General features: G+C 57.2%; 20 protein-coding genes. 12 read left to right on the top strand and 8 right to left on the bottom strand.

All coding sequences use genetic code 11. From position 1 onward, the window contains the following. Nucleotides 1-82: 82 nt before the first annotated feature. Entirely contained in the window at nt 83-1,090 is a 1,008-nt protein-coding gene (locus YY7_RS0116260) for a DUF2155 domain-containing protein (protein ID WP_035690302.1), read from the bottom strand. Between the two features lie 378 nt (nt 1,091-1,468). On the opposite strand from YY7_RS0116260, the gene YY7_RS51815 reads away from it, so the two are divergent. Both YY7_RS51815 and YY7_RS0116250 read left to right on the top strand, forming a co-directional pair. Then, on the top strand, nt 1,469-1,936 hold the full coding sequence (locus tag YY7_RS51815) for a site-specific integrase (protein ID WP_051396741.1): 468 nt from the start codon (nt 1,469-1,471) through the stop codon (nt 1,934-1,936). Nucleotides 1,937-1,984: 48 nt separating this feature from the next. Then, the gene (locus YY7_RS0116250) at nt 1,985-2,311 is read left to right on the top strand and encodes a hypothetical protein (protein ID WP_028164168.1); all 327 of its coding nucleotides are present in this window, start codon (nt 1,985-1,987) and stop codon (nt 2,309-2,311) included. A 196-nt stretch (nt 2,312-2,507) separates the two neighbouring features. Here the strand turns inward: YY7_RS0116250 and YY7_RS0116245 are convergent, their stop codons facing one another. Next, on the bottom strand, nt 2,508-3,167 hold the full coding sequence (locus YY7_RS0116245; RefSeq protein ID WP_155255209.1) for a hypothetical protein: 660 nt from the start codon (nt 3,165-3,167) through the stop codon (nt 2,508-2,510). Nucleotides 3,168-3,307: 140 nt separating this feature from the next. On the opposite strand from YY7_RS0116245, the gene YY7_RS0116240 reads away from it, so the two are divergent. The 4 genes from YY7_RS0116240 (at nt 3,308) to YY7_RS0116220 (ending at nt 5,284) form a co-directional block, all read left to right on the top strand. Beyond that, on the top strand, nt 3,308-4,351 hold the full coding sequence (locus tag YY7_RS0116240) for a PIN domain-containing protein (protein WP_028164166.1): 1,044 nt from the start codon (nt 3,308-3,310) through the stop codon (nt 4,349-4,351). A 243-nt stretch (nt 4,352-4,594) separates the two neighbouring features. Beyond that, nucleotides 4,595-4,717 (top strand): hypothetical protein, encoded by a 123-nt coding sequence (locus YY7_RS64405; RefSeq protein ID WP_283807005.1) that lies wholly within the window; start codon nt 4,595-4,597, stop codon nt 4,715-4,717. Then, entirely contained in the window at nt 4,714-4,977 is a 264-nt protein-coding gene (locus tag YY7_RS0116225) for a hypothetical protein (RefSeq protein ID WP_028164165.1), read from the top strand. Before YY7_RS64405 ends, YY7_RS0116225 begins: the two co-directional genes overlap by 4 nt. Nucleotides 4,978-4,993: 16 nt before the next feature. Next, nucleotides 4,994-5,284 carry a hypothetical protein gene (locus tag YY7_RS0116220; RefSeq protein WP_028164164.1) on the top strand — a complete coding sequence of 97 codons (291 nt, stop codon included), beginning with the start codon at nt 4,994-4,996 and terminating at the stop codon, nt 5,282-5,284. Between the two features lie 179 nt (nt 5,285-5,463). On the opposite strand, the gene YY7_RS51810 is transcribed toward YY7_RS0116220, so the two are convergent. After that, entirely contained in the window at nt 5,464-7,398 is a 1,935-nt protein-coding gene (locus YY7_RS51810; RefSeq protein WP_051396740.1) for a DUF6602 domain-containing protein, read from the bottom strand. A gap of 101 nt (nt 7,399-7,499) precedes the next feature. Then, complete coding sequence (locus tag YY7_RS58100; protein ID WP_080663715.1) at nt 7,500-7,904, bottom strand: helix-turn-helix domain-containing protein; 405 nt, start codon at nt 7,902-7,904, stop codon at nt 7,500-7,502. Between YY7_RS58100 and YY7_RS0116210 the strand changes: the two genes are divergently transcribed. Next, nucleotides 7,862-8,878, top strand: a complete 1,017-nt coding sequence (locus YY7_RS0116210; RefSeq protein WP_028164163.1) for a transglycosylase — start codon at nt 7,862-7,864, stop codon at nt 8,876-8,878. The genes YY7_RS58100 and YY7_RS0116210 overlap by 43 nt on opposite strands. 86 nt (nt 8,879-8,964) lie before the next feature. Then, nucleotides 8,965-9,180, top strand: coding sequence for a hypothetical protein (locus tag YY7_RS51805; protein ID WP_051396739.1), 216 nt, complete (start codon nt 8,965-8,967; stop codon nt 9,178-9,180). Nucleotides 9,181-9,481: 301 nt separating this feature from the next. On the opposite strand, the gene hsdR is transcribed toward YY7_RS51805, so the two are convergent. From hsdR to dgt, 4 genes are all read right to left on the bottom strand, one after another. Then, nucleotides 9,482-11,803, bottom strand: a complete 2,322-nt coding sequence (gene hsdR, locus YY7_RS0116200; RefSeq protein WP_028164162.1) for an EcoAI/FtnUII family type I restriction enzme subunit R — start codon at nt 11,801-11,803, stop codon at nt 9,482-9,484. Beyond that, the gene (locus YY7_RS51800) at nt 11,800-13,053 is read right to left on the bottom strand and encodes a restriction endonuclease subunit S (protein WP_051396738.1); all 1,254 of its coding nucleotides are present in this window, start codon (nt 13,051-13,053) and stop codon (nt 11,800-11,802) included. The genes hsdR and YY7_RS51800 overlap by 4 nt, the downstream gene beginning before the upstream one ends. Beyond that, complete coding sequence (locus tag YY7_RS0116190) at nt 13,050-14,504, bottom strand: N-6 DNA methylase (RefSeq protein ID WP_028164161.1); 1,455 nt, start codon at nt 14,502-14,504, stop codon at nt 13,050-13,052. The genes YY7_RS51800 and YY7_RS0116190 overlap by 4 nt, the downstream gene beginning before the upstream one ends. Nucleotides 14,505-14,643: 139 nt before the next feature. Further along, on the bottom strand, nt 14,644-16,194 hold the full coding sequence (dgt, locus tag YY7_RS51795; RefSeq protein ID WP_210164697.1) for a dGTP triphosphohydrolase: 1,551 nt from the start codon (nt 16,192-16,194) through the stop codon (nt 14,644-14,646). A 467-nt stretch (nt 16,195-16,661) separates the two neighbouring features. Between dgt and YY7_RS0116180 the strand changes: the two genes are divergently transcribed. The 4 genes from YY7_RS0116180 (at nt 16,662) to YY7_RS0116165 (ending at nt 18,701) form a co-directional block, all read left to right on the top strand. Beyond that, entirely contained in the window at nt 16,662-17,111 is a 450-nt protein-coding gene (locus YY7_RS0116180) for a hypothetical protein (RefSeq protein WP_028164160.1), read from the top strand. After that, complete coding sequence (locus YY7_RS0116175; RefSeq protein WP_028164159.1) at nt 17,111-17,557, top strand: hypothetical protein; 447 nt, start codon at nt 17,111-17,113, stop codon at nt 17,555-17,557. Before YY7_RS0116180 ends, YY7_RS0116175 begins: the two co-directional genes overlap by 1 nt. A gap of 221 nt (nt 17,558-17,778) precedes the next feature. Further along, a complete protein-coding gene (locus tag YY7_RS0116170; RefSeq protein WP_028164158.1) occupies nt 17,779-18,441 on the top strand; it encodes an SOS response-associated peptidase in 663 nt (220 codons plus the stop codon). Beyond that, nucleotides 18,438-18,701, top strand: a complete 264-nt coding sequence (locus tag YY7_RS0116165) for a hypothetical protein (RefSeq protein ID WP_028164157.1) — start codon at nt 18,438-18,440, stop codon at nt 18,699-18,701. The genes YY7_RS0116170 and YY7_RS0116165 overlap by 4 nt, the downstream gene beginning before the upstream one ends. Nucleotides 18,702-19,139 lie beyond the last annotated feature (438 nt).

Below are 19,139 nucleotides of genomic sequence, written 5' to 3'. Positions count from 1 at the left end.
AGCGCAACGCAACTCGGGACATCTCTCAAATGGCGCGAACCCGGGATTGCGCTTCGCTCCATCCGGGCTAAGCCATCTCCACTCAGTTCCCGAATATGCTGAAGAGCCCGCCGGGCCGCTGCTGCGGTGGAGGGGGCGGCGGTTGGGGCTGCGCCGGCGGCTGCTGGTATTGCGGCTGCTGCTGCGGCGGCGGACGCGGGGTCGCCTGCTTTTGCGCGGGCGGCCGCTTCTGCGCCGCCGGCGGTGGGGCCGGCTGTTTCGGCAGATCGGGCGCCGCGTTGACGATGGTCTGCTCCGGCCCTTTGCAGTCGGTCAGCCAGATATCATAGATCGGATGCTCGACACCGTGCAGGCCCGGACTTGCAGCGAACATCCAGCCCGAAAAAATCCGCTTCACCTCGCCCTGCAGCGTGATCTCGTCGACCTCGACAAAGGCATCGGTGTTGGCGGCTTCCGTCGAGGGCCGCGTGTAGCAGGCGTCCGTCTTCACACGCAGCGCACCGAACTGCACGGTCTCGCCGATATCCTCCTCGAAATTGATGATGCGCCCGGTGATCTTGTCGAGCCCGGAGAAGGTCGCCTTCTTGTTCGCGATCTTGGTCGACGGCGGCTCGCTCACCACCTCGTCGCCGGGCTGCAGCGTTGCCGGCGTCTGCGGCACGCTCTTGGGCTGGCGCTGTCCGGGCGGCAGTCCCGGCAACGGGTTGGCACCGGGCGGCGCATTGGCGACATTAGGAGGCGCCCCGGGCGATGGCGGCTGCACGGCGACCGCGGGCGGCGCATTCGGAGGAGGCCCCTGGGTGCCCGGCGGCGGCGCCAGAGGCTGCGACTGGAAGCTGCCCGGTGGCGGCACCCCCTGCCCCGGCGGCGGCCGGTTCGGTGTCGGCAACAATCGGCCGCGCGGCAATTCCGGCACTTCCTCTTCATCGTCGGGAGCCGGCTGCTGGCCGCCACGCGGAATCGCGCCCGGCGGGCGCGGGGCGGGATCGGAGAAAATAGTACCGATCTGCGCGCGCGCAGGCTGCGCAAGCGGGAGGGTTGAGGCGGCGATCAGGGCCGCAAAGCCAGTCAGGGCAACGGTTCGGAGCATCTCGCGCGGCTTCAAGGAACGAATCGGGCTTTGAACATACTAATCAATTATTGGCTACATGCCGCTCGCAGGATCATCGGTTAACACGCCGAATACGGCGGGTTTTTGTTGTCGGGGAAAAATACTGTATTTTCAAGCGATTTGGTGCCGTCTTTTATCGTTTGCTACCCCCCTTTTACAGGGGTTTCCGGGACCAATCCGGGACCGCGATCACGGCTTGTTCTCATCCGCCCGACGTTGACAAGTTGGCTCGGTTAAATCCCCTTCTCGCCTTCCTGACACACTGAGACCCACCCATGACCGACGGCGAAAAAGAGCGCATCAAGCCCCGCGCCAATGCGCTGGACCGGGGCTCGACCGCCTGCCTTGTTGTGGGGTTTGGCCTTCCGCCGCTCCGACGTGATCCGCGTCGGGCTGCCGAACACTTATGCCGGCCGCCTTGAGGACGGACGCCCAGCCACGTTCCTGAAATACACGCAGCATAAGAACAGCGGGCGCAAGCCGGTCACGGTCGATACGCCGGTGCCGGCGGAGCTGCTCGCGATCATCAAGGCTACGCAGCCCACCGGCATCAAGACGTGGCTGGTCGGCGCTCGCGGCGGCGCATTCGGCAATCAGGGCTTTACCGATTGGTTCGGCGCGGAGATTGCCAAGGCGGGCCTGCCCGCACGCTGCACGCCGCACGGACTTCGCAAGCGGTGCCTGACCGATCTCGCGGAACAGGGCCGCACCATCCATGAGATCATGTCGGTGAGCGGCCACGTGACGATGAAAGAAGTGGAAAGATACACCCGCATGGCTGATCGGGCGCGGAACACCCGCGCGGCGATGGCGGGGAGGGTCTAGGGCCGTTAAAGACCTTCTGCGACGATTTGCAAAGGTAGGGGAGCCGATATGGACGACATTCCAGAGGTCGATGCGAGCCTGATTGATAACGACGATATATTCCAACCCAAATGGTGGGAGATCGTCGCGGTCGTCGGGGCTGGCACGGTCGCCTATGTGCTCGAACTGCCAAACCTCTGGTGGGTGGCTGGGGGGTTATTCATCGGGTGCTGGATGCTCCAGAACTGCGTCCGGAGACTGGCCCTGCGCGACGCGCTGCACACCCAGTTGTTAGACCGACGCATCCAGCGTTTAGAAAGAAACGTCGCGGCAATGGGCATCGGCATTGACGAGCTTCACCGACGTGAAGCTATGCGGGGGCGAGAGAGAACATGAGGGATTGGGGGTCTGTAAACTCAACAGAACGCCTCGAAAAGTGTCACATTCGCATCGATGTGACACTGCCGTTTCGCTGGCCAGCACTGTCACATCCGGCGCAAACGTGTCGCTGAATATCGCTGGATTCCGCCAGCGGGTGTCACATTTTTTCGGCCGCGCGGACGGTCGCATGGGCGGGACTGGCCGCGAACGGCTAGGGCGCGAAAGCAGAGACCAAGGCGGCGCCGAACGTATACACCGACGCTCTCGACAAGACGATCGCGAGAGCAGCGAAGACGATGGGCACACTGACTTCTAGGGTTTTGAGCGCTTGCCTCAGGTGCCGAGGCAGCCGCCTAATTCCCAGTCGTTTTTCTGCCTTCAGTACCGCCGCATCTGCGGCTTCTTTCACCGCAATGTATGGCTCCCACCATGGGTCCGGATCCGAGTCCGGGCGACCCTCGCGGTACTCGCGTTCACTTTGTGCGATGCTTTCTTCTGTTTCTTGAGCGGCTCTTTCGGCGGCCTTGACGCGCTCTCCCTCTATGTATTCGACAACCAATTTCGCTGTCTCACGTTCCCGCAGTAGATCGGTAGCCGCACGCAAGACGAAACTCAGCAGCAGCAACATGACCGCCAGCGCCAGAAGCATCGGGAGAACGTCGATCCGGTTTCCAAAATCGAGCGGAATTAAGCTGGTGGATTGAAGACGCACATTGAATAGCACGACCGCTGCACACACTGCCGAAGCGATGATGAGTTGGCGGCCGGTGCGCATGGTCTCGGATCGCAGCGGATCGCCGTACAACCCCTCCAAGAAACTGCTGGTCAGCTTTTCGGATGACGCATCTATTTCAGGACTATTGTCGCTCACTTGCCCCGGTCCCCACGTGTTTTCCCCGCATTTCCAGCCCCGGAGCCAGCGCCGGCCCAAAAGCGCGTGGCGATGCCACCTCAACTTGAGGTAATTCATTTTGTCAACGATGGGCGAGAATCGCCCGAAGCTGAGGACACATGGCACGACAGCGCAAGCCCGTTTTTCTCGTGGTAGACACCTGCGTTTGGCTGGACCTTGCGAAGGACTATAGCCAAGAGCCGCTGCTGAGCGCACTGGAGGACCTGGTGCGCATGAATTTCGTCAGCCTCGTCGTTCCAAAGATAGTCGTGGATGAGCTAGGCCGAAACAGGGAGCGTGTGATCGAGGAAAGCGGACGAAGTATTGCAGGTACTTTGCGACGGGCAAAGGAAATGCTGGCCCGCTATGGCAACGATGGTGAAAAGCAAGTTGCCATCCGGCAGCTCACTGAGATCGATCACAAGTCCGTCAACTATCGTGATGCCGCGACGAAGGCCGTTGAACGAATTGAGAGGCTAATCTTTGGCGCAGCCGAGATAGTGGAAATCACGCCTTCAATGAAGCTCGGAGCGGCTGAGCGCGCGCTGCAGAACAAAGCTCCATTTCATCGACAGCGCAACAGTATGGGCGACGCAACGCTGATCGAAGCCTACGGAGAGATTCAAAGGCGCGCCGCTGGCCACTATGCCTTCGTGAGTCACAACATCAAGGACTTCAGCAACATTGGCGTCAACGAACAGGAGCCGCACCCGGACATCGCCAAGTTCTTCCCCAAGAGCAGATCGCGATATTTCACCAAACTGGGAAATGCTCTCAACGCTTATCGCCCTATCGAATTGCAGGACATCATGGTCGAGCACACGATGGAGTTTCCGCCACGGCGGCTTGTCGAGATAACGGAAGCGAGCAGCAAACTGCTCGATCAGGTTTGGTACAACCGGCATCAGGTCTGGAACGCAAAACTGGAGTGCGGGCAAGCGGCGTTGATCGAGAACAACGAGGAACGTGGCAAAGACCCCTTTGGACTGCGGATACATCGCTACGTTTGGGAAGGCGCTGAACGTGCAGCGAGAAAGATGGAAGCGAAATACGGCCCCGGTGAATTGGGTCCTTGGGATGATTTTGAGTGGGGCATGATCAACGGCAAGCTATCGGCACTCAGATGGGTGCTCGGCGATGACTGGGACATGCTCGATACTTAGAGCCAAGCGGGATTTTCTAATGAATGTCGGTAGAGGACTGTTTCGCGCTGGGGTTTTGATCTCGGTTCTTTGGATCGTAGGTGCAGGCTTTGTCGCCTACATTGTTGGCCCCGATGGCCAACGTCCTATATAATGGTGGAACCGGTGCCGACGGCTGGGTTCGTTCTTGGCAACTGTGGTCTATCTCGCCGCTGCCCTGATCTTGCATCAGGCCGCGCTGCGGCACCTGAAGGAGCTGGACAAATGAGCTGGCTGGAAATCTGGGTTTACTTCGGTGCGCCCGCCACGCTCGCCATCGGCAGCTGGCTCTACATGCTGCACGGCAATCGGCAGATCGAGCGTCGCCACGCCAAACAGTCCCAATGATCGCAGCACGTATCACCGCCGCAGCCATCCTCGCCCTGCTCACCCTGCCCGCCCAGGCCGGCGAGCAGACCCGGATCTACGGGCCGGACGGCAAGAGCCTCGGCACCGCGACGCTCGACAGCGCCGGCAATGTCCGCTTCCGCGACGCCCAGGGCCGCAGCCTGGGAACGTCGTCGACCGCCGGAGGCACCACCACCTTCTATAATTCCCGCGGCAACGTGACGGGTCGCTCGACTTCGCCAGTCGGGAGACGGCCATAGCCGTAAGAGCGATGCGATGACCAACGAGTTGACGCCGCAGCAAGTGAGCCTGCTCGCATGGCTCGGCGAGGAAGAATTCTTTCGGTACAGCGAATGCTACGGTTCGACACTGGACAGCCTGATCGCCAGAGGTCTGGCACAGGTGCACGATCCCGCAAGCAAGACCGACAACGCCACCGCCAAAAGGCCACGGCATGATGTACCGCGCCGTCTCGCTGACGCCGGCCGGCCGGATGAAGCTCGCCTGACACCCCCAGGCCGTGGCGCCGAATCGATTTCTGAGCCCTTCGGGTACATAATGCACTGACGTGCGGCATCGACTGTGGCGGGAGCAATCGGACCGCGTGGAAAGCGACTTTGGCGCAAGGACTTCCTCAATTTGGAACCCCGCTTTTGACTCTTCCTTTGAGTCCGGTAACTTTTTTCCTTTTGGACTCAAAAAGACTAGCTGCAATAAGCATATTGCCTGGCAAATTGTCGGCGCACTTACGTGTCATCGAACCGATTGGCGTGATAGCTAATCTGCCATGGTGGTTCGCCGCCTTGCGCGAGAGTGATTCTGAAACGCTCAGGCGCCTCAGCCACGCGCAGGTCGCGGCCTATCTCCGTGATCGTGCTTCCTTCGGGAAACTTACGCTGGAGAACGTGAGCGATCATCTCTTCAAAAAAGCACAGCGTGCGGTCGAGCAAAAAGTCCACCAGCACAGTTACGCGATCGCCTTCAATTTTCGGTTCGGCTGCGCACACCTCTGCCCCCTTGATCGAGTACTGCACCTTAGGAAACTGCCAGATTTCGTGCTCTAGATTATTTCGTAGAAGTATTAGGCGCTGTGTCCACTTTCTGGCCTCAACGAGGTAGTTCGCGAGCGGCGCATCAACGAGATGCAATCGCTCTGCACCGGTCTCAAATGTAGCTTCCTTCTTGAACAGAAAGCCGATGTCTAGCCCCATAAAGGTGCAGAGGCCTTGAACGCCAGTCTTGATCACACGCGTTGATGCATTCAAGAATGACTCGAAGCCTTCGCTAAGCTGCTTATTGATGTTCTCAAGAATGCGAATGTCGCGCCCCTCAATCTGAGCGACTTCTCCTGAGGCAACCCGCTCGTTATGACGTTTCCAAATCTCTACAAGGCTCTTGCTTGCTGCTCTGGCAGTCAGTAGCGAGGAAAAAGCGCTCTCGAACCTCTTGTCGAAATCGTCTCGTCGTGCAGGATCGGTCAATACGTTCTCTCGGATGCGCAGCAATCCAAGAGTACATCGCGCGATGAAAGGACTGCTCGCTCCCTCATCCAAGAACTTTTCCTTGACGATGCTGCCTATCTCTTTCCGAACTCGAAGGTTCGAACGTTGCTGAATATTCGAAAGAAATTGATCAAATTCCAGGTTTGAGATCGGGAGAACCGGGGAAATTTGATGCGATGGGCGCTTTATGACCCTTGCGTATTCAGGTCTAACGTCTGGAAGAAAAACCAACAGCCCGTCGAGCGGCAGCTTGCCAGCCAACAAGATAACGCCGCCAGTATGCCACTTCATAAACTGGATTGCACCAAGCACCTCGCCGTTTGAACCTTCGATTTGAACCGGCTTGTTTGGTATAAACCTTCCGTTGTAGCTCTCAGGCGGCGCGGGAACGAGCTGCCCCTGCACGCTGGGTTGAAAACCCAACGTAGTGATCGCGCCAGTCGGCTGGCCGTCCAACATTGCGCTCCAGTTAACTTGCTTCCCCGCAACGTCCGGCGCAAACAAGCCCAGGTGGGCGACAATAAAGGCAACCATCTTGCTGAATGAAACTGGACCGGTTGGACGCATTACGATGACGACATAAAATGCCGGCGGAGCTGGCGACGCAAAGGCGCCTTCCGCCGGCGGCAAAAAGTCACCCGCGAGATTTTCGCCTGGAAACTGCATTGCATAATTGATGACGCCGGTGGACGCGACAACAATCATGTCAAGCCATTCCTTGTGCGGTGTCGCGCAATCAAGCTTGTAGAGTTGATCGGCAAGTTGGTCGAGCGAGACCAAAGAGTTCGCCGCCAAAACGAGTCCCAAAGTAATGTTGCTTCGCCTCTCGCCTTTCGGGACGGGAGTTTTGGAGAGCTGCTTCACTTGCGCTATTCGTGAATAGGCCTCACGCAGACGCTCCTCATTCAGATCTTCGCAAATCTCGATTACTACGGCGACGCGATCGGCAGGTAACGGTTGCGCGTGTTCGACAGCGTGCTCGGCGGCCTTCCGATAAATCACCACCGGATAGTTCGGTGTCGTCCTTCCTCTATCGTCAACCACGGCAGCCGCGCGAACCGCGAAGTCCGAGCTAACGAATTGTTGCAGCGCTGCTCGAACGCTGGCGGCAAACTCCTCAATGGAAGCTGTCACAAGGCTTTCGGCCGCACGCAAGACTAGCTCTGAAATGTCGCTCAAGACGATACCTTCTGATTCGAACGAGCTTGACGCTAGGGTTTGAGTTTACGATCCCGTGCCTGGCGGATTGCTAGTCGGTCGCGTTCACATGATGACGCGCATCATCGCGACTGGCGAGACTCATTGGTGCCCTTGGTCAACAAGTCGATCACCGAGACCCTAAGAGCAGCTGCGAACACTTCGAGCGTGCTCAATGTAACGTTTCGCTCCCCCCGTTCGACAGAGCCCACATAGGTCCTATGAAGCCCACATGCATCAGCCAACGCTTCTTGGGGCAATCCTTTCGCGCGTCGCGGGCAGTCGCGAGCGGCGAGAAGAATGTCGCATTTAGGCAACAGCTCCAGTAAATGTGACCCCTCCCAATCTTGTCCGTCGCCTCGCTTGGGACATTCCACTAAAAACGGACTCCTACGGGGACCATGCGTGTAGCGTTCTTCGGGGACCGTGCCGCGGAGTTGGGGCAATGAAAGCCTTGCAGGCCGCCTGCATCGTGGGTGCCATAACATTCACGGGGATAATCCACGAGGTCGGCGGACATACGCCAGGCGTGACCGTGCCGGACGCAATGCCGGAAGCGGCTGTGAGCGCCGAGACACCCGGTGCGCCTGCGCTCTCCGCCACCGTGGAGGCATCTGCCGGACCTGGAACAGCGCCAGGAGCAGAGCTTGGCTCGGTGCCTGGGACGGTTTCCGAAGAGTCGTTGATAGCAGAAATCGGCGATGATTCTTTCGAGGCAAAATGGATGGCCTTGGGCCACCATGCTGCCCCCCAACCGATGCCGACAACGCGCGATGCGCCCGACGATGCCCCCAACCCGGTGACGCAGGATTTCCGGTATCTCATCTATTACGTCTGGTCCGAACTGCCGCCTGCTGAGAAGCCGGCGGCTGTCGTCTTAAATTCGCTCAAGGACACTCCGGTCGGAACGCCGGTCGAGGAGATCAAGCGCGCTTCCGAGGCTTTCGGTCTGGATTTCAATTTCATGAAAGCGGTTGCCAAGATCGAGTCCGGTTTCGACCCCAAGCAACGCACTGGGTCGTATATCGGCCTGTTCCAACTGAGCGAATACGAGTTCAACAAATTCGGCTCCGGGCAGATTCGTGATCCCCGCGACAACGCCGTTGCGGCGGCCTACAAGGTCATTACGGAAGGCATTCTGTTCGAGTGGGTGACGCACAAGAAGCCGACCTTGAGCGATCTTTACTTAATCCATCAACAAGGTTGGGAAGGCGCCGCCGAGCACATCAGCCAACCTGATCGCATCGCTTGGAGATCCATGTGTGCCACCAGCGAAGGCATGGAGAAAGGCGAAAAATGGTGCAAACGCGCGATCTGGCGGAATACCCTTCCGGCCGTCAAACGCGCGTGGAAATCGGTCGATAAGCTGACATCGGGGGCGTTCGTCGGAATGTGGCGCGACCGGGTTGCTGATTTCTATTCGAAATACATGGCCACCGCCGCCGCACGGGCGAACCAGTAAATTCCCGTTGAGTGATTGGCAGGAGTTGCCGCCAATACTCATTCAACGATGTGATAAAGTGTAGCCCTCACGACCGGATCGCTCAGGTGAGCGTCAAGGATCGCACACGAGTATCAAAATACGCGTTCGGCACCAAGACTGCCGAGTTTCACGTGTGCACCGCGTGTGGCGTGGTGCCGGTGGTCACCAGCCGAATCGACGGCTGCCTCTACGCCGTCGTCAGCGTCAACGCATTCGAGAATGTAGAATCTGCGCTGCTCCGACGCGCGCCGGCAACCTTGAGAATGAACAAGCCCGCCTGAGCCGGCGCAAGCGCTACTGGATTGCCGATGTCCGGTTTGAAGCCACCACCAGACGCTCGGCCCCGGACGTGTGGGACGGCACGTCCGCAGTTGGCGAAAGCCGACATATTCCAAGGCGCATCCGTTGGTCAACCGACGAAACCTTGCTTAGTAGTTGGTCCTCACGGGCCCGCTGAGACGACCCGCCCCTGCCTGGGGGCTAACAGGGTGGAAATTGGGCGGCCGGTGAGCTAACCCGCAGACTTAACGCCTTCTTTGGCCGTCCATCCCCGGCCTGTCGCAAGTCCGGCAGCTTTTCCATCTACTTTCGATCAGCATAAAGGTATTGCTGAAACCCGACGAAGGCATCGCGTATCACTGCGGCACTACCCAATTGCACCAGTGCATCGTCTACAGTGTGGTACTTCAACTGGAGCAACGACGCGAGCTTTTCCTGATCTAGTTCTCCTACGCCCTGTTTCACGTATTGTCCGAGGACGAAATCGAGAAACGCTTGAAGCTTGCTTTCATAATGAGAGAAGATTTCGGCGCGCCTCGCTTCTACGCGCTCAGAACGCGCAATCGGAGCGAGCGCAAAAGCGACATAGGCAAGCACGTCGTATACATCGCTGTTCTCTGCGTTGATCACGCGGCTGATTTCAATTAGCTGTTCCCTGCCGAAGCCCTTCTCAGTCATTCCATCGAGCAATGCCCTCCGCGTATCTGGCTTACTCCAAATTCGCCGCAGCTCGTCCTCATCCTTGAAGAAGCGTGGGAGTTCACCAAACAGCCTTTCAACCATTTGGTTAGCCGAGATAGGTTTTCCGTCGGGGCTCCAGTAGCTGGTTGCTATCATATTTTGGATGGTTCGCTCTTTGCCATCCGCTAGTTTTATTTTGATTTTCTTTGGTCGCTCTGTCGGATCGTCTCCCTCACCTTCACTCGTATCAGCACCGGGCTCTGCCGGCTTCTTTGGCTTCGCTTCCGTTGGCTCAACCGGTTCGCCATCCCATTCGGGATCGTTGAAATGCTCATAGGCTTTCACAAAATCATAGATTGTGAAGTAGTCCTTCCCGTCGAATAGCCGCGTGCCGCGCCCGATGATTTGCTTGAACTCTATCATGGTGCCGATCGGGCGCATCAGAACGATGTTGCGCACGTTGCGGGCATCTACTCCAGTTGAGAGCTTTTGCGAACTCGTAAGAATTGTCGGGATCGTCTTGTCGTTGTCCTGAAACGTGCGCAACCATTGCTCGCCACGTTCACCATCGTGGGCCGCGACCCGCACGCAGTAATTTGGGTCACTACTTTTCTTCAACTGGTTGATCATGTCGCGCACCAGGAGCGCATGTGCCTGCGTCGCGCAGAACACCAACGTCTTCTCGCGCTGGTCGATCTGGTCCATGAATAGCTTAACGCGATAGCGCTCGCGCTCTTCGATCTCGATGGTGCGGTTGAACTCGGGCTCCCGGTAGCGCTTTCCCTCCTCAGCCTCACCTTCGATGATCTTGTCATCAGGCGTGTAAACGTAGTCGTCCAGGGTAGTGGCGATCTGCTTCACCTTGAACGGTGTTAGAAATCCGTCGTTGATGCCCTCTCTCAACGAATAGGTGTAAACTGGCTCGCCAAAATAGGCATAGGTGTCAACGTTGTCGCGGCGCTTCGGTGTGGCGGTGAGGCCGAGCTGAACAGCCGGTTGGAAATAGTTGAGAATGTCGCGCCAATTACTTTCGTCGTTTGCGCCGCCGCGATGGCACTCATCGATGATGATGAAGTCAAAAAAGTCCTTCGGATACTCACCAAAATACGGCGCAGGCTGGCCGTCAGGTCCGGTCCCGCTCATGAATGTTTGGAAGATCGTGAAGAAGATGCTTGCATTCTTTGGCACGCTACCTTTCTTCGCAATCTCGTCCGGTCTAATTCGGATCATCGCCTTATCTTCGAACGCCGCGAAAGATGTAAAATCGAGGTAGGCTTGATTGGCCAAATTGTTCCGGTCGGCAAGAAACAGTATGCGAGGCCGCCGAGTTGGTTCACCACTGAGGTTCCAGCGCGTTTGAAATAGTCGCCACGAGATTTGAAACGCGATCGATGTCTTGCCAGTGCCGGTGGCGAGCGTCAGAAGTATGCGCTTGCGGCCCGTGGCCATTGCCTCCAGGGCGTTTTCTACTGCGTTTTGCTGGTAGTAGCGGATCGACCAACTTCCACTCTTGTCGGGAAATGGGATGGAGGTAAATCGGTCTCGCCATTCATTTGGCGCGGCAAAGGACTTGGCCCACAGTTCGTCCGGCGTTGGATATCTGTCGATATACCCCTCCGCACCGGTCTGCATGTCGATCTGGTAGATGCGTCGCCCATTTGTGGAGTAGGCGAAGCGCGCCTGCAACTTTTGGGCATACTCCTTGGCTTGCCCCACACCTTCAGTATCGGACTTGTCACGCGCCTTGGCCTCAATCACCGCCAGTTTGTGATTGCGAAAGGTGAGAACGTAGTCGGCAACGTCACTCTTGCCCCGCCGCCCGGCGCCTTCTATGCGGCCAGGACAGATCACTTCAAGACGCATTCGACTATCGCCGACGACGCCCCATCCCACCGACCGCAGCGCAGGGTCGATCAGTTCAGCGCGGGTCTCCGCCTCGTTCACTCGGCGGCCTGTTTGGTCGCGCGGGATAGCGGTGAGGTCAGTTCACCGGAGAACGCTTTTTGCAGGATGGATTGCCTAAGCTCCGAAATTGCTGTCAGCCTCTTGGTGTAGAACTCTTCGAGGTCTCGTTTCCGCGATGCCATCTGATTCAAGCGATCCACAATCAGCCGCTGCTCTTTGAGAGCTGGAAACGGAAATAACTGGTTTTCAAACGTCCCTAGATTAATATTGTCGCGAGCAGTGCCCTTGCCTTTTTCTTTTAAGAAAGCCTTAAAGGATTGAAGAAGGTACTCCACATACTCGGCATCCGCGATCTTTTCATCAACCACGATCCCAATCACGCTATCTGGGAAACAAGCTTCAAAATTTAGGATCGCCGTTTCGCCGACAGTTGCTCCCACGATGGCAATGCATACTGTCCCTTTAGGCCACAAGCGGCTTTGCGCTACTCCGAAAGCGCTATAGGTTTGAGTATAGTCGGTAAGCCAGTGATCGGCGTTGCTGATGTCACCCGTTTGCACGAATGGATAAGGCCCGCCGTAAAGCTTAGGATCGTTACGCGGGCGATGCTTCGATTTACCCCGACCAAACTCTCGCGCCACTTCTGAAAGCTTCCTTTTCTCCCACGTAGCTCCAGTCTGGGTAAGGATGAAACTCAGATAGCTCTCGAACAACTCGCGGGCGTTCTTGAGATTTTTCTCAGCGTTGGCGGTCGCGGTCACTAAACCCGCAAAGGCCTCGTCCAGAATGGCGACGATGCGTTGTTGTTCGGGGAGTGGGGGAAGCGGCACCGCAATGTCCTTGTATGCCTCCGCATTCAGATTTCTGATGCCGGTCGAATGGCTTTGCATCGATTCGGTGACGCCAGAAGTGTATTTCCAAAAGAGAAATTTATGCAGAAACCGAAAATCCAACTCCCGCGGGTCGTTCACTCGAATCGCAGAGGTAAAATTGCTGAACGAGTAATCACCCTCTTCTTTTTCAAAGAGAGCAACTCTCCCTACTGGCTGCTTTGGGCCACCACCTGATTTCTCTAAGATGATGTCGCCCAATTTGAGTTTCCGCTTTTCGAATTTCTTTGCCTCGACATCCAACCAAGCAATGTCTGAATCGTCGATGGAGCCATCCTTGGCAAAGTTCGTATTTCGAATGACGCCTACGGTGATAAACGGAGGCTTTTCACCTTTCCACAAGCCATTTAGGAAGATTGTTACTTCCCCCAGAGGTTTCGATTTCCATTCATCCCTCACAGCATCCTCCCGATACCTGCGAGGATTTCCGCGCTCTCTGCATCCAGTACCGCCATCTCGGCGATGATATCCTTCGGATCGCGCAATTCCGTTTCGTCGGCCTTGTTCGGGTTCTTCACTGAGAGGTCACAGGTCACCTTGTCGACGCTCTTCACATCGACCGTCCAGGAATTCTCGCTGTCCTTGAACTTCGCCTGCAACGCGACAAAATCCTTCAAGTCGTCGTCGTTGAGCGGATTGGTCTTGCCAAGGTTGCGGCCGGGATCAAGCTTGTAAAACCAGACCTTGCGTGTGGGCGCGCCCTTCTCGAAGAACAACACAACCGTCTTCACTCCGGCGCCCTGAAACGTGCCGGCCGGCATGTCGAGAACGGTGTGCAGATTGCAGCCTTCCAGCAGCTCCTTGCGAAGAGCCACCGAAGCGTTGTCGGTATTCGACAGGAAGGTGTTCTTGATCACGATGGCCGCCCGACCACCGGCCCTTAATGACTTGATGAAGTGCTGAAGAAACAGGAACGCGGTTTCGCCGGTCTTGATCGGGAAATTTTGCTGAACCTCCGGGCGCTCCTTACCCCCGAACGGTGGATTGGCGAACACGATGTCGAAACGGTCCTTCTCCTGAATGTCGTTGATATTTTCGGCAAGCGTGTTTGTGTGCAGAACATTTGGCGCCTCGATACCGTGCAGGATCATGTTCATGATCGCGATCACGTACGCGAGGCTCTTCTTTTCCTTGCCGAAGAATGTCCTTTCTTGAAGCGTCTTCAGATCCCTGGTCGACAGGTCCTGTTTGGCACGCAAGTAATCGTAAGCCTCGCACAGGAAGCCAGCTGAGCCGCACGCGCCGTCATAGATACGCTGCCCGATTTCCGGCCTGACCACCTTTATCATTGCGCGGATGAGCGGGCGCGGCGTGTAGTACTCGCCGCCGTTCCTGCCCGCATTGCCCATGTTTCTGAGCTTGGCTTCGTAGATATGCGACAGCTCGTGCTTCTGGTCCTGGGAGCGGAAGCTCAGACCATCCATCAATTCGAGCGCGTCGCGCAGCGAATAGCCGCTTCGAAAGCGGTTCTTTATCTCACCAAAAATTTCGCCAATTTTGTATTCGACAGTGTTCGAACCTTCGGCACGCGTCCTGAAGCTTTGCAGATATGGAAACAATTCGCGATTGACGTAGTCGATGAGGTCGTCGCCAGTCAGTGCCTTGTCGTGGTCGAAAGTCCCGTCGCGCTTCTTGGGCGCAGCCCATGCTGACCAACGGTGCGGCTTGTCAATGATGTAAGTGTATTTCTTGCCCTGAAGTTCGGCCTTTTGCTCATTGGCTCTCTCAAGGTCGTCAAGGTATTTGAGAAACAATATCCACGACGTTTGCTCGGTGTAGTCAAGCTCGGTGGCGCAGCCAGCCTCTTTCCACAACACGTCGTCAATGTTTTTAAAGGTCTGTTCGAACACGATTTTTGTTCCCGGGTTGCTGAGCACCATAAGAAATGAGCCGCCCCAACGCCATGGGTACAACCGTACGGGGACGTAGCGAGAGTAAGCAGCGGACCTGCGCTTGGCGATCCAACACCATTGTCGGGTGAGCCCATCTTCAGTGCGGTTTCTGGATCGAAGGTGCGGACCGCCCCAAAATCCTCTCATAGAACTCGATGCAGTACGCGTCTGTCATGCCTGCAATGTAGTCGCAAATCGCTCGCCGCTTCCATTCCGTATCACCAGGCTTCGCTTCGATCAGCGCACGCCAATCCTCTGGCATCAAAAGGTAGCCGTCATCCTCCTTCAGTTCCTGAAAAATCTGTTCGATGACCGATTGGCCCCGATTCTCCGCAGATTTTAATCGAGACGACATGATAACGGCGTTGAACGCAACGGTCTTCAAGACTTCGACGGCGATGAATGCGTCGATGGATAGGCGCACTTTAGACAGCATCGGCCTAGCCTCGTCCAAGTGCCAGACATCGACGGCACGCACGAACCTGCCGACCAGTTCAGATGTAAACTCGGTCCTATAATATCCGTTGTTGCACAAGTTGTTTGAGATATCCGCCGTAAGCGAAATAATCGCAGCGTTGCGGTCAACTACATCAACCTCACCATTGCCGTTAAACTGTGGGAGTTCGATATTCAGCACACCGGAGAAGATGCTACGCAGTGTGGCGTTGTACTCGGTCAAGCTGAACTCGCGCTCGTGGCCTGGCAAGTCGGAGTAATTTTCATCAATCCGCTTTTTTACCTTGGCCACAATTGCCTGTTTAGCGGCATCTGGCATTGAGATGATCGATAATGGCGTTAAGAAGCCTCCTTTGAATGCGTCCTCAAGGTCGTAGGTCGAGTATGCAATATCATCTGCAATATCCATGATCGCACACTCGATTGTTTTCATGCCCTCCGTAACGTCCAAACCTGCTACGTGGGTCCGTATCTTCGCTACTAGCGCGTTCTCGGCCGCGTAATAGCCCTTTACCGGCTTTTTTTCGCTCCCGTTCCGTTTGCGCGCATCTTCATTCGTTGGGATTTGACGGTCATACTTAAGGATCGCAGCCAGTGATCGATACGTCAGATTCAATCCCAGTCTGCAATCGCCACCGTCTGCGACAGGGGTAGGCACACTGTCGCTGTGCGGATATTGCGACGTTTGTTTTTTCTCTAGGCGCGCAAGTATGCGCAGCGTTTGGGCGTTTCCCTCGAACCCGCCGTGTTCGATTACCTGCCGATCCAACTCCTCCTCGCCATTATGACCGAAGGGTGGATGACCAATATCGTGCGCTAGTCCAGCAAATTCGACGAGATCGGTGTTGATGTTGTTGGACCGAAAATACGGATGCTGATCGTTGAGCTTAATCGCGATAGACTTCGCAATCTGCGCCACCTCCAGCGAGTGTGACATTCGATTACGGAAGAAATCGTTCTCCTGACAGGGGAAGAGTTGTGCTTTGCCCTGCAAACGCCTGAACGCGGGGGAGTGGATCAAGCGCGCATAGTCGCGCCTGAACTGACTGCGATACTGCTCTGGAGGGAGATCATTTGCGCTCGCCACGGACGCAACGCGACCAACATCTCCCGGTCCGTAAAGTGGTGGGAGGACTGTTCCTTTATTTATCGCGGGATTGCTTAGTCTGGCTCGAGATTTTCCGTTTTTCACCGCTATGTCCGCTTTTCGCTCGAACTGTCGTGTTGGACGTTTCTTTGGAGGAATAGGTCAAGAGCATAGAAGCGTGGGATTGCGCCGCTTGCCTTCTTGCACCTTTGGTTGCAGCGGAGTCAACTCGGCTTAGCAATTTGGTCATGATCCCGCTCCTATTTGAAGGCTGCCAGTGCCTTGGCTTATCTGATTCGCTGGTGAACTTGGTTACAGCTTGACCGATTTTCAGTTTAGAGCCGAATAAGACGGCGGCCAACGGTCCGATGGAAGGCGCAGTCATATATTTGGGGCGAGGCGTGTCTTACGGAACGTCTCACATTTGCGACGTGAGAGGCATCTAAGTAATTGGAGAGATAGTCGAAAAATCAAGGACTAAAAACCGGCGGTGAAGCGTGTTGGACGTTTTGTCGGATGCGCTAAAAGCCCGCCATGTTCACGTCCTGTTCACAGGCTTATTATCCCTTACCATGGCCCCGAAACATCACCCTACCCCACTATCCGGCGGCGACCGGAAAGCGCTCGCAAAGGAGCTGACGAAAGCGCGGGCGATGACCAAGATTCTCGCGGAGCGCGCCGCCGAAAAGCGCGCCGCCGGTGAGGCGCTGATCCGGGAGGCGGACGGCCTCGCCTGCCAGAGCTGGAACGAGCGGATGTGGGCTGATGGCGGCCCGATCGATCCGTCGCCCACGATCGATCAGGCCATCAATGGCGGCTACGCCTGGCTCGAGATCAGGTGCTCCCGCTGCAAGACGCCGCGCAGCGTCGATCTCGCCACCCTGTCCCACGCCGCCACCACGTTCATCCATGATCTTGCAAGCAGGCTGCGCTGTGTGAAGTGCGCCAAGGCGGGAAGGCGGCCACCGACGGAGCTGCATCAAGTGGCGCCGCGGCAACGGCGCTATCCCGGAGAGGACTAATGCTCGAGTTGACGCGCCGGCGCGATCCAACGCGGCCGGAGGAATGCTGGCGCGTTCACTACGGCGACGTGTGCGTCGGCACCATTGCGAGGCGCAATGGCGCCCCGGGATCCGAGCCCCCGTGGGAGTGGAGCTGCGGCTTCTATCCCGGGACCAAACCAGGCGAGCACCAGACCGGCACCGCCGAGACCTTCGAGGCCGCCCGCGCCGATTTTGAAGCCGCTTGGGAGGCGCTGCTGGCGAACCGCACCGAGGCCGATTTCCAGGCATGGCAACAGTCACAGGTCTTCACCGCCTGGAAACACGCAATGTGGGAAGCGGGGATGAAGCTACCGACGCAGACGACATCCGGAGTTTCACGTTGTTTCTGCGGTGCCACAATCGACATTGCTGGTACTGAGGCGCACGTTTATTCCGAGCACATGATCAGAGGCACCGCAGACTGATGTCAGCATGAGATCAAACGCGTTTAGTCTGACGGCTGTTTTTTGCCTTTTCCCGACGGCCTTAGCGCTTTGGATCGCATTGAGCGCACGAGAACCCGTCGACTACGACGTAGCTTTCGTAATATGGCTCTGGTTTGGCTTGCCAGGCTTGGCGCTGGCCGCATTCCTGCTTTGGCTGGCAAGACACAATCGACCCGCAAAATAAACGGTATAGGTGCGCCATCTGTAATCTCTACTCGATCACGACCAACCAAGAAGCGATCCGCGCCCTCTTCCGCGTCCTCAACCGCTACGTGGGTAATTTGCCGCCGATGCCAGGCGTATTTCCAGACTATCCGGCGCCCGTCATCCGCGACGCCTCTGACGGTCGCGAGATGGTCATGATGCGATGGGGCATGCCGCCGCCACCGCAAAAGCCCGGAGGACCAGTAACGAATATCCGCAATACCGCTTCAAAATACTGGCGCGCCTGGCTCAAGCCAGAAAACCGCTGCCTCGTACCCTTCAACAGCTTTGCTGAATACGCGCCCGAGCCTAACCCGGAGACGAAGAAAAAGGACGTGGTCTGGTTCGCGCTGAACGACGATCGGCCGCTTACCGCCTTTGCTGGCATCTGGACGGAGTTCAAGGGCGACCGCGGCACCAAGTCGAAGCCTGTCCCCGGCCCTCACCTCGTCTATGGCTTCCTGACCACCGAGGCGAACGCGGTCGTCGAACCGATCCATGACAAGGCCATGCCGGTCATCCTCACGACGGACGAGGAGCGCGACGTCTGGCTACGCGCGCCATGGGATGAGGCCAAGGCGCTCCAGCGGCCGCTGCCGGACGACGCCCTAAAGATCGTCATGCGCGGCCCCGACAAGGAAGATAAACTCGCAGCATGAAATTCGTCGAAGATAGGACCTACGCCGATCCAGAAGCCGCGGCGCGCCGCTTGATGGAGATCGCGCACGCCGTCGAGCCCGTGCAGGACGGCCGCATCCACATCGAGAAGATCAACTACCCGATGCTCTTTCAGGACAAGGCCAAGCCGGCGGAATACGGGGCGGGCCTAAAGCTCGCGATCGAGCGCGGGTGGCTCTGGATGCACGAGAGCGGCACCTACGTGAAGATCACGCCGGAAGGTGCCGAGCTGTTTGTCTAGAAATCTCCGACTCGCAGCCCGAGCCGTGCACCCCAAGCGCACCTCTTGTGGTTCGTTGGAGGCAATATTGGCGCGCGTTAAGGCGCACGGGCTGGGGCTGACAAGGGCTACCGCTACAGTGCCGCGCCCGCGCATCTAAGTGGGCATGGAGGCGCGGCGCAGACGCCGCAGAGGCTACCGCCAATAGACAATCACGGGCGGGGTAGAGCCGCTGCAACATGCGTTAAGTGCCAAGCGCGAATTGCACTCAGATCGGCGGTCTTAGCCGGGAGATGTTAGCCACTCAGCGATATGGGCGGCGGCTTCGTCCTCACGCGCTTTCCGTAACTTCTTGTTCCGCTCACTGCCGGGTGGCAGCACCTTAGCCTCCTCGCGGAGCCACTTCGCCTCTTCGATCAGGCGTTCTGTGAGCGGTCGAAGCTGTTTGAAACGACGCCG

It is taken from the genome of Bradyrhizobium elkanii WSM2783 (assembly GCF_000472865.1).
GTDB lineage: Bacteria > Pseudomonadota > Alphaproteobacteria > Rhizobiales > Xanthobacteraceae > Bradyrhizobium > Bradyrhizobium elkanii_A.
This window is presented reverse-complemented; position numbering and strand designations above follow the sequence as displayed.

What these genes read in the sequence shown, in the direction of transcription:
- YY7_RS0116240 (WP_028164166.1), top strand. Translation starts at nt 3,308, where the DNA reads ATGGCACGACAGCGCAAGCCCGTTTTTCTCGTGGTAGACACCTGCGTT.
- YY7_RS0116175 (WP_028164159.1), top strand. Translation starts at nt 17,111, where the DNA reads ATGCTCGAGTTGACGCGCCGGCGCGATCCAACGCGGCCGGAGGAATGC.
- YY7_RS0116210 (WP_028164163.1), top strand. Translation starts at nt 7,862, where the DNA reads ATGAAAGCCTTGCAGGCCGCCTGCATCGTGGGTGCCATAACATTCACG.
- YY7_RS0116180 (WP_028164160.1), top strand. Translation starts at nt 16,662, where the DNA reads ATGGCCCCGAAACATCACCCTACCCCACTATCCGGCGGCGACCGGAAA.
- YY7_RS0116260 (WP_035690302.1), bottom strand. Translation starts at nt 1,090, where the DNA reads ATGCTCCGAACCGTTGCCCTGACTGGCTTTGCGGCCCTGATCGCCGCC.
- YY7_RS0116225 (WP_028164165.1), top strand. Translation starts at nt 4,714, where the DNA reads ATGATCGCAGCACGTATCACCGCCGCAGCCATCCTCGCCCTGCTCACC.
- YY7_RS0116165 (WP_028164157.1), top strand. Translation starts at nt 18,438, where the DNA reads ATGAAATTCGTCGAAGATAGGACCTACGCCGATCCAGAAGCCGCGGCG.
- YY7_RS64405 (WP_283807005.1), top strand. Translation starts at nt 4,595, where the DNA reads ATGAGCTGGCTGGAAATCTGGGTTTACTTCGGTGCGCCCGCCACGCTC.
- YY7_RS0116250 (WP_028164168.1), top strand. Translation starts at nt 1,985, where the DNA reads ATGGACGACATTCCAGAGGTCGATGCGAGCCTGATTGATAACGACGAT.
- YY7_RS58100 (WP_080663715.1), bottom strand. Translation starts at nt 7,904, where the DNA reads ATGTTATGGCACCCACGATGCAGGCGGCCTGCAAGGCTTTCATTGCCC.
- YY7_RS0116220 (WP_028164164.1), top strand. Translation starts at nt 4,994, where the DNA reads ATGACCAACGAGTTGACGCCGCAGCAAGTGAGCCTGCTCGCATGGCTC.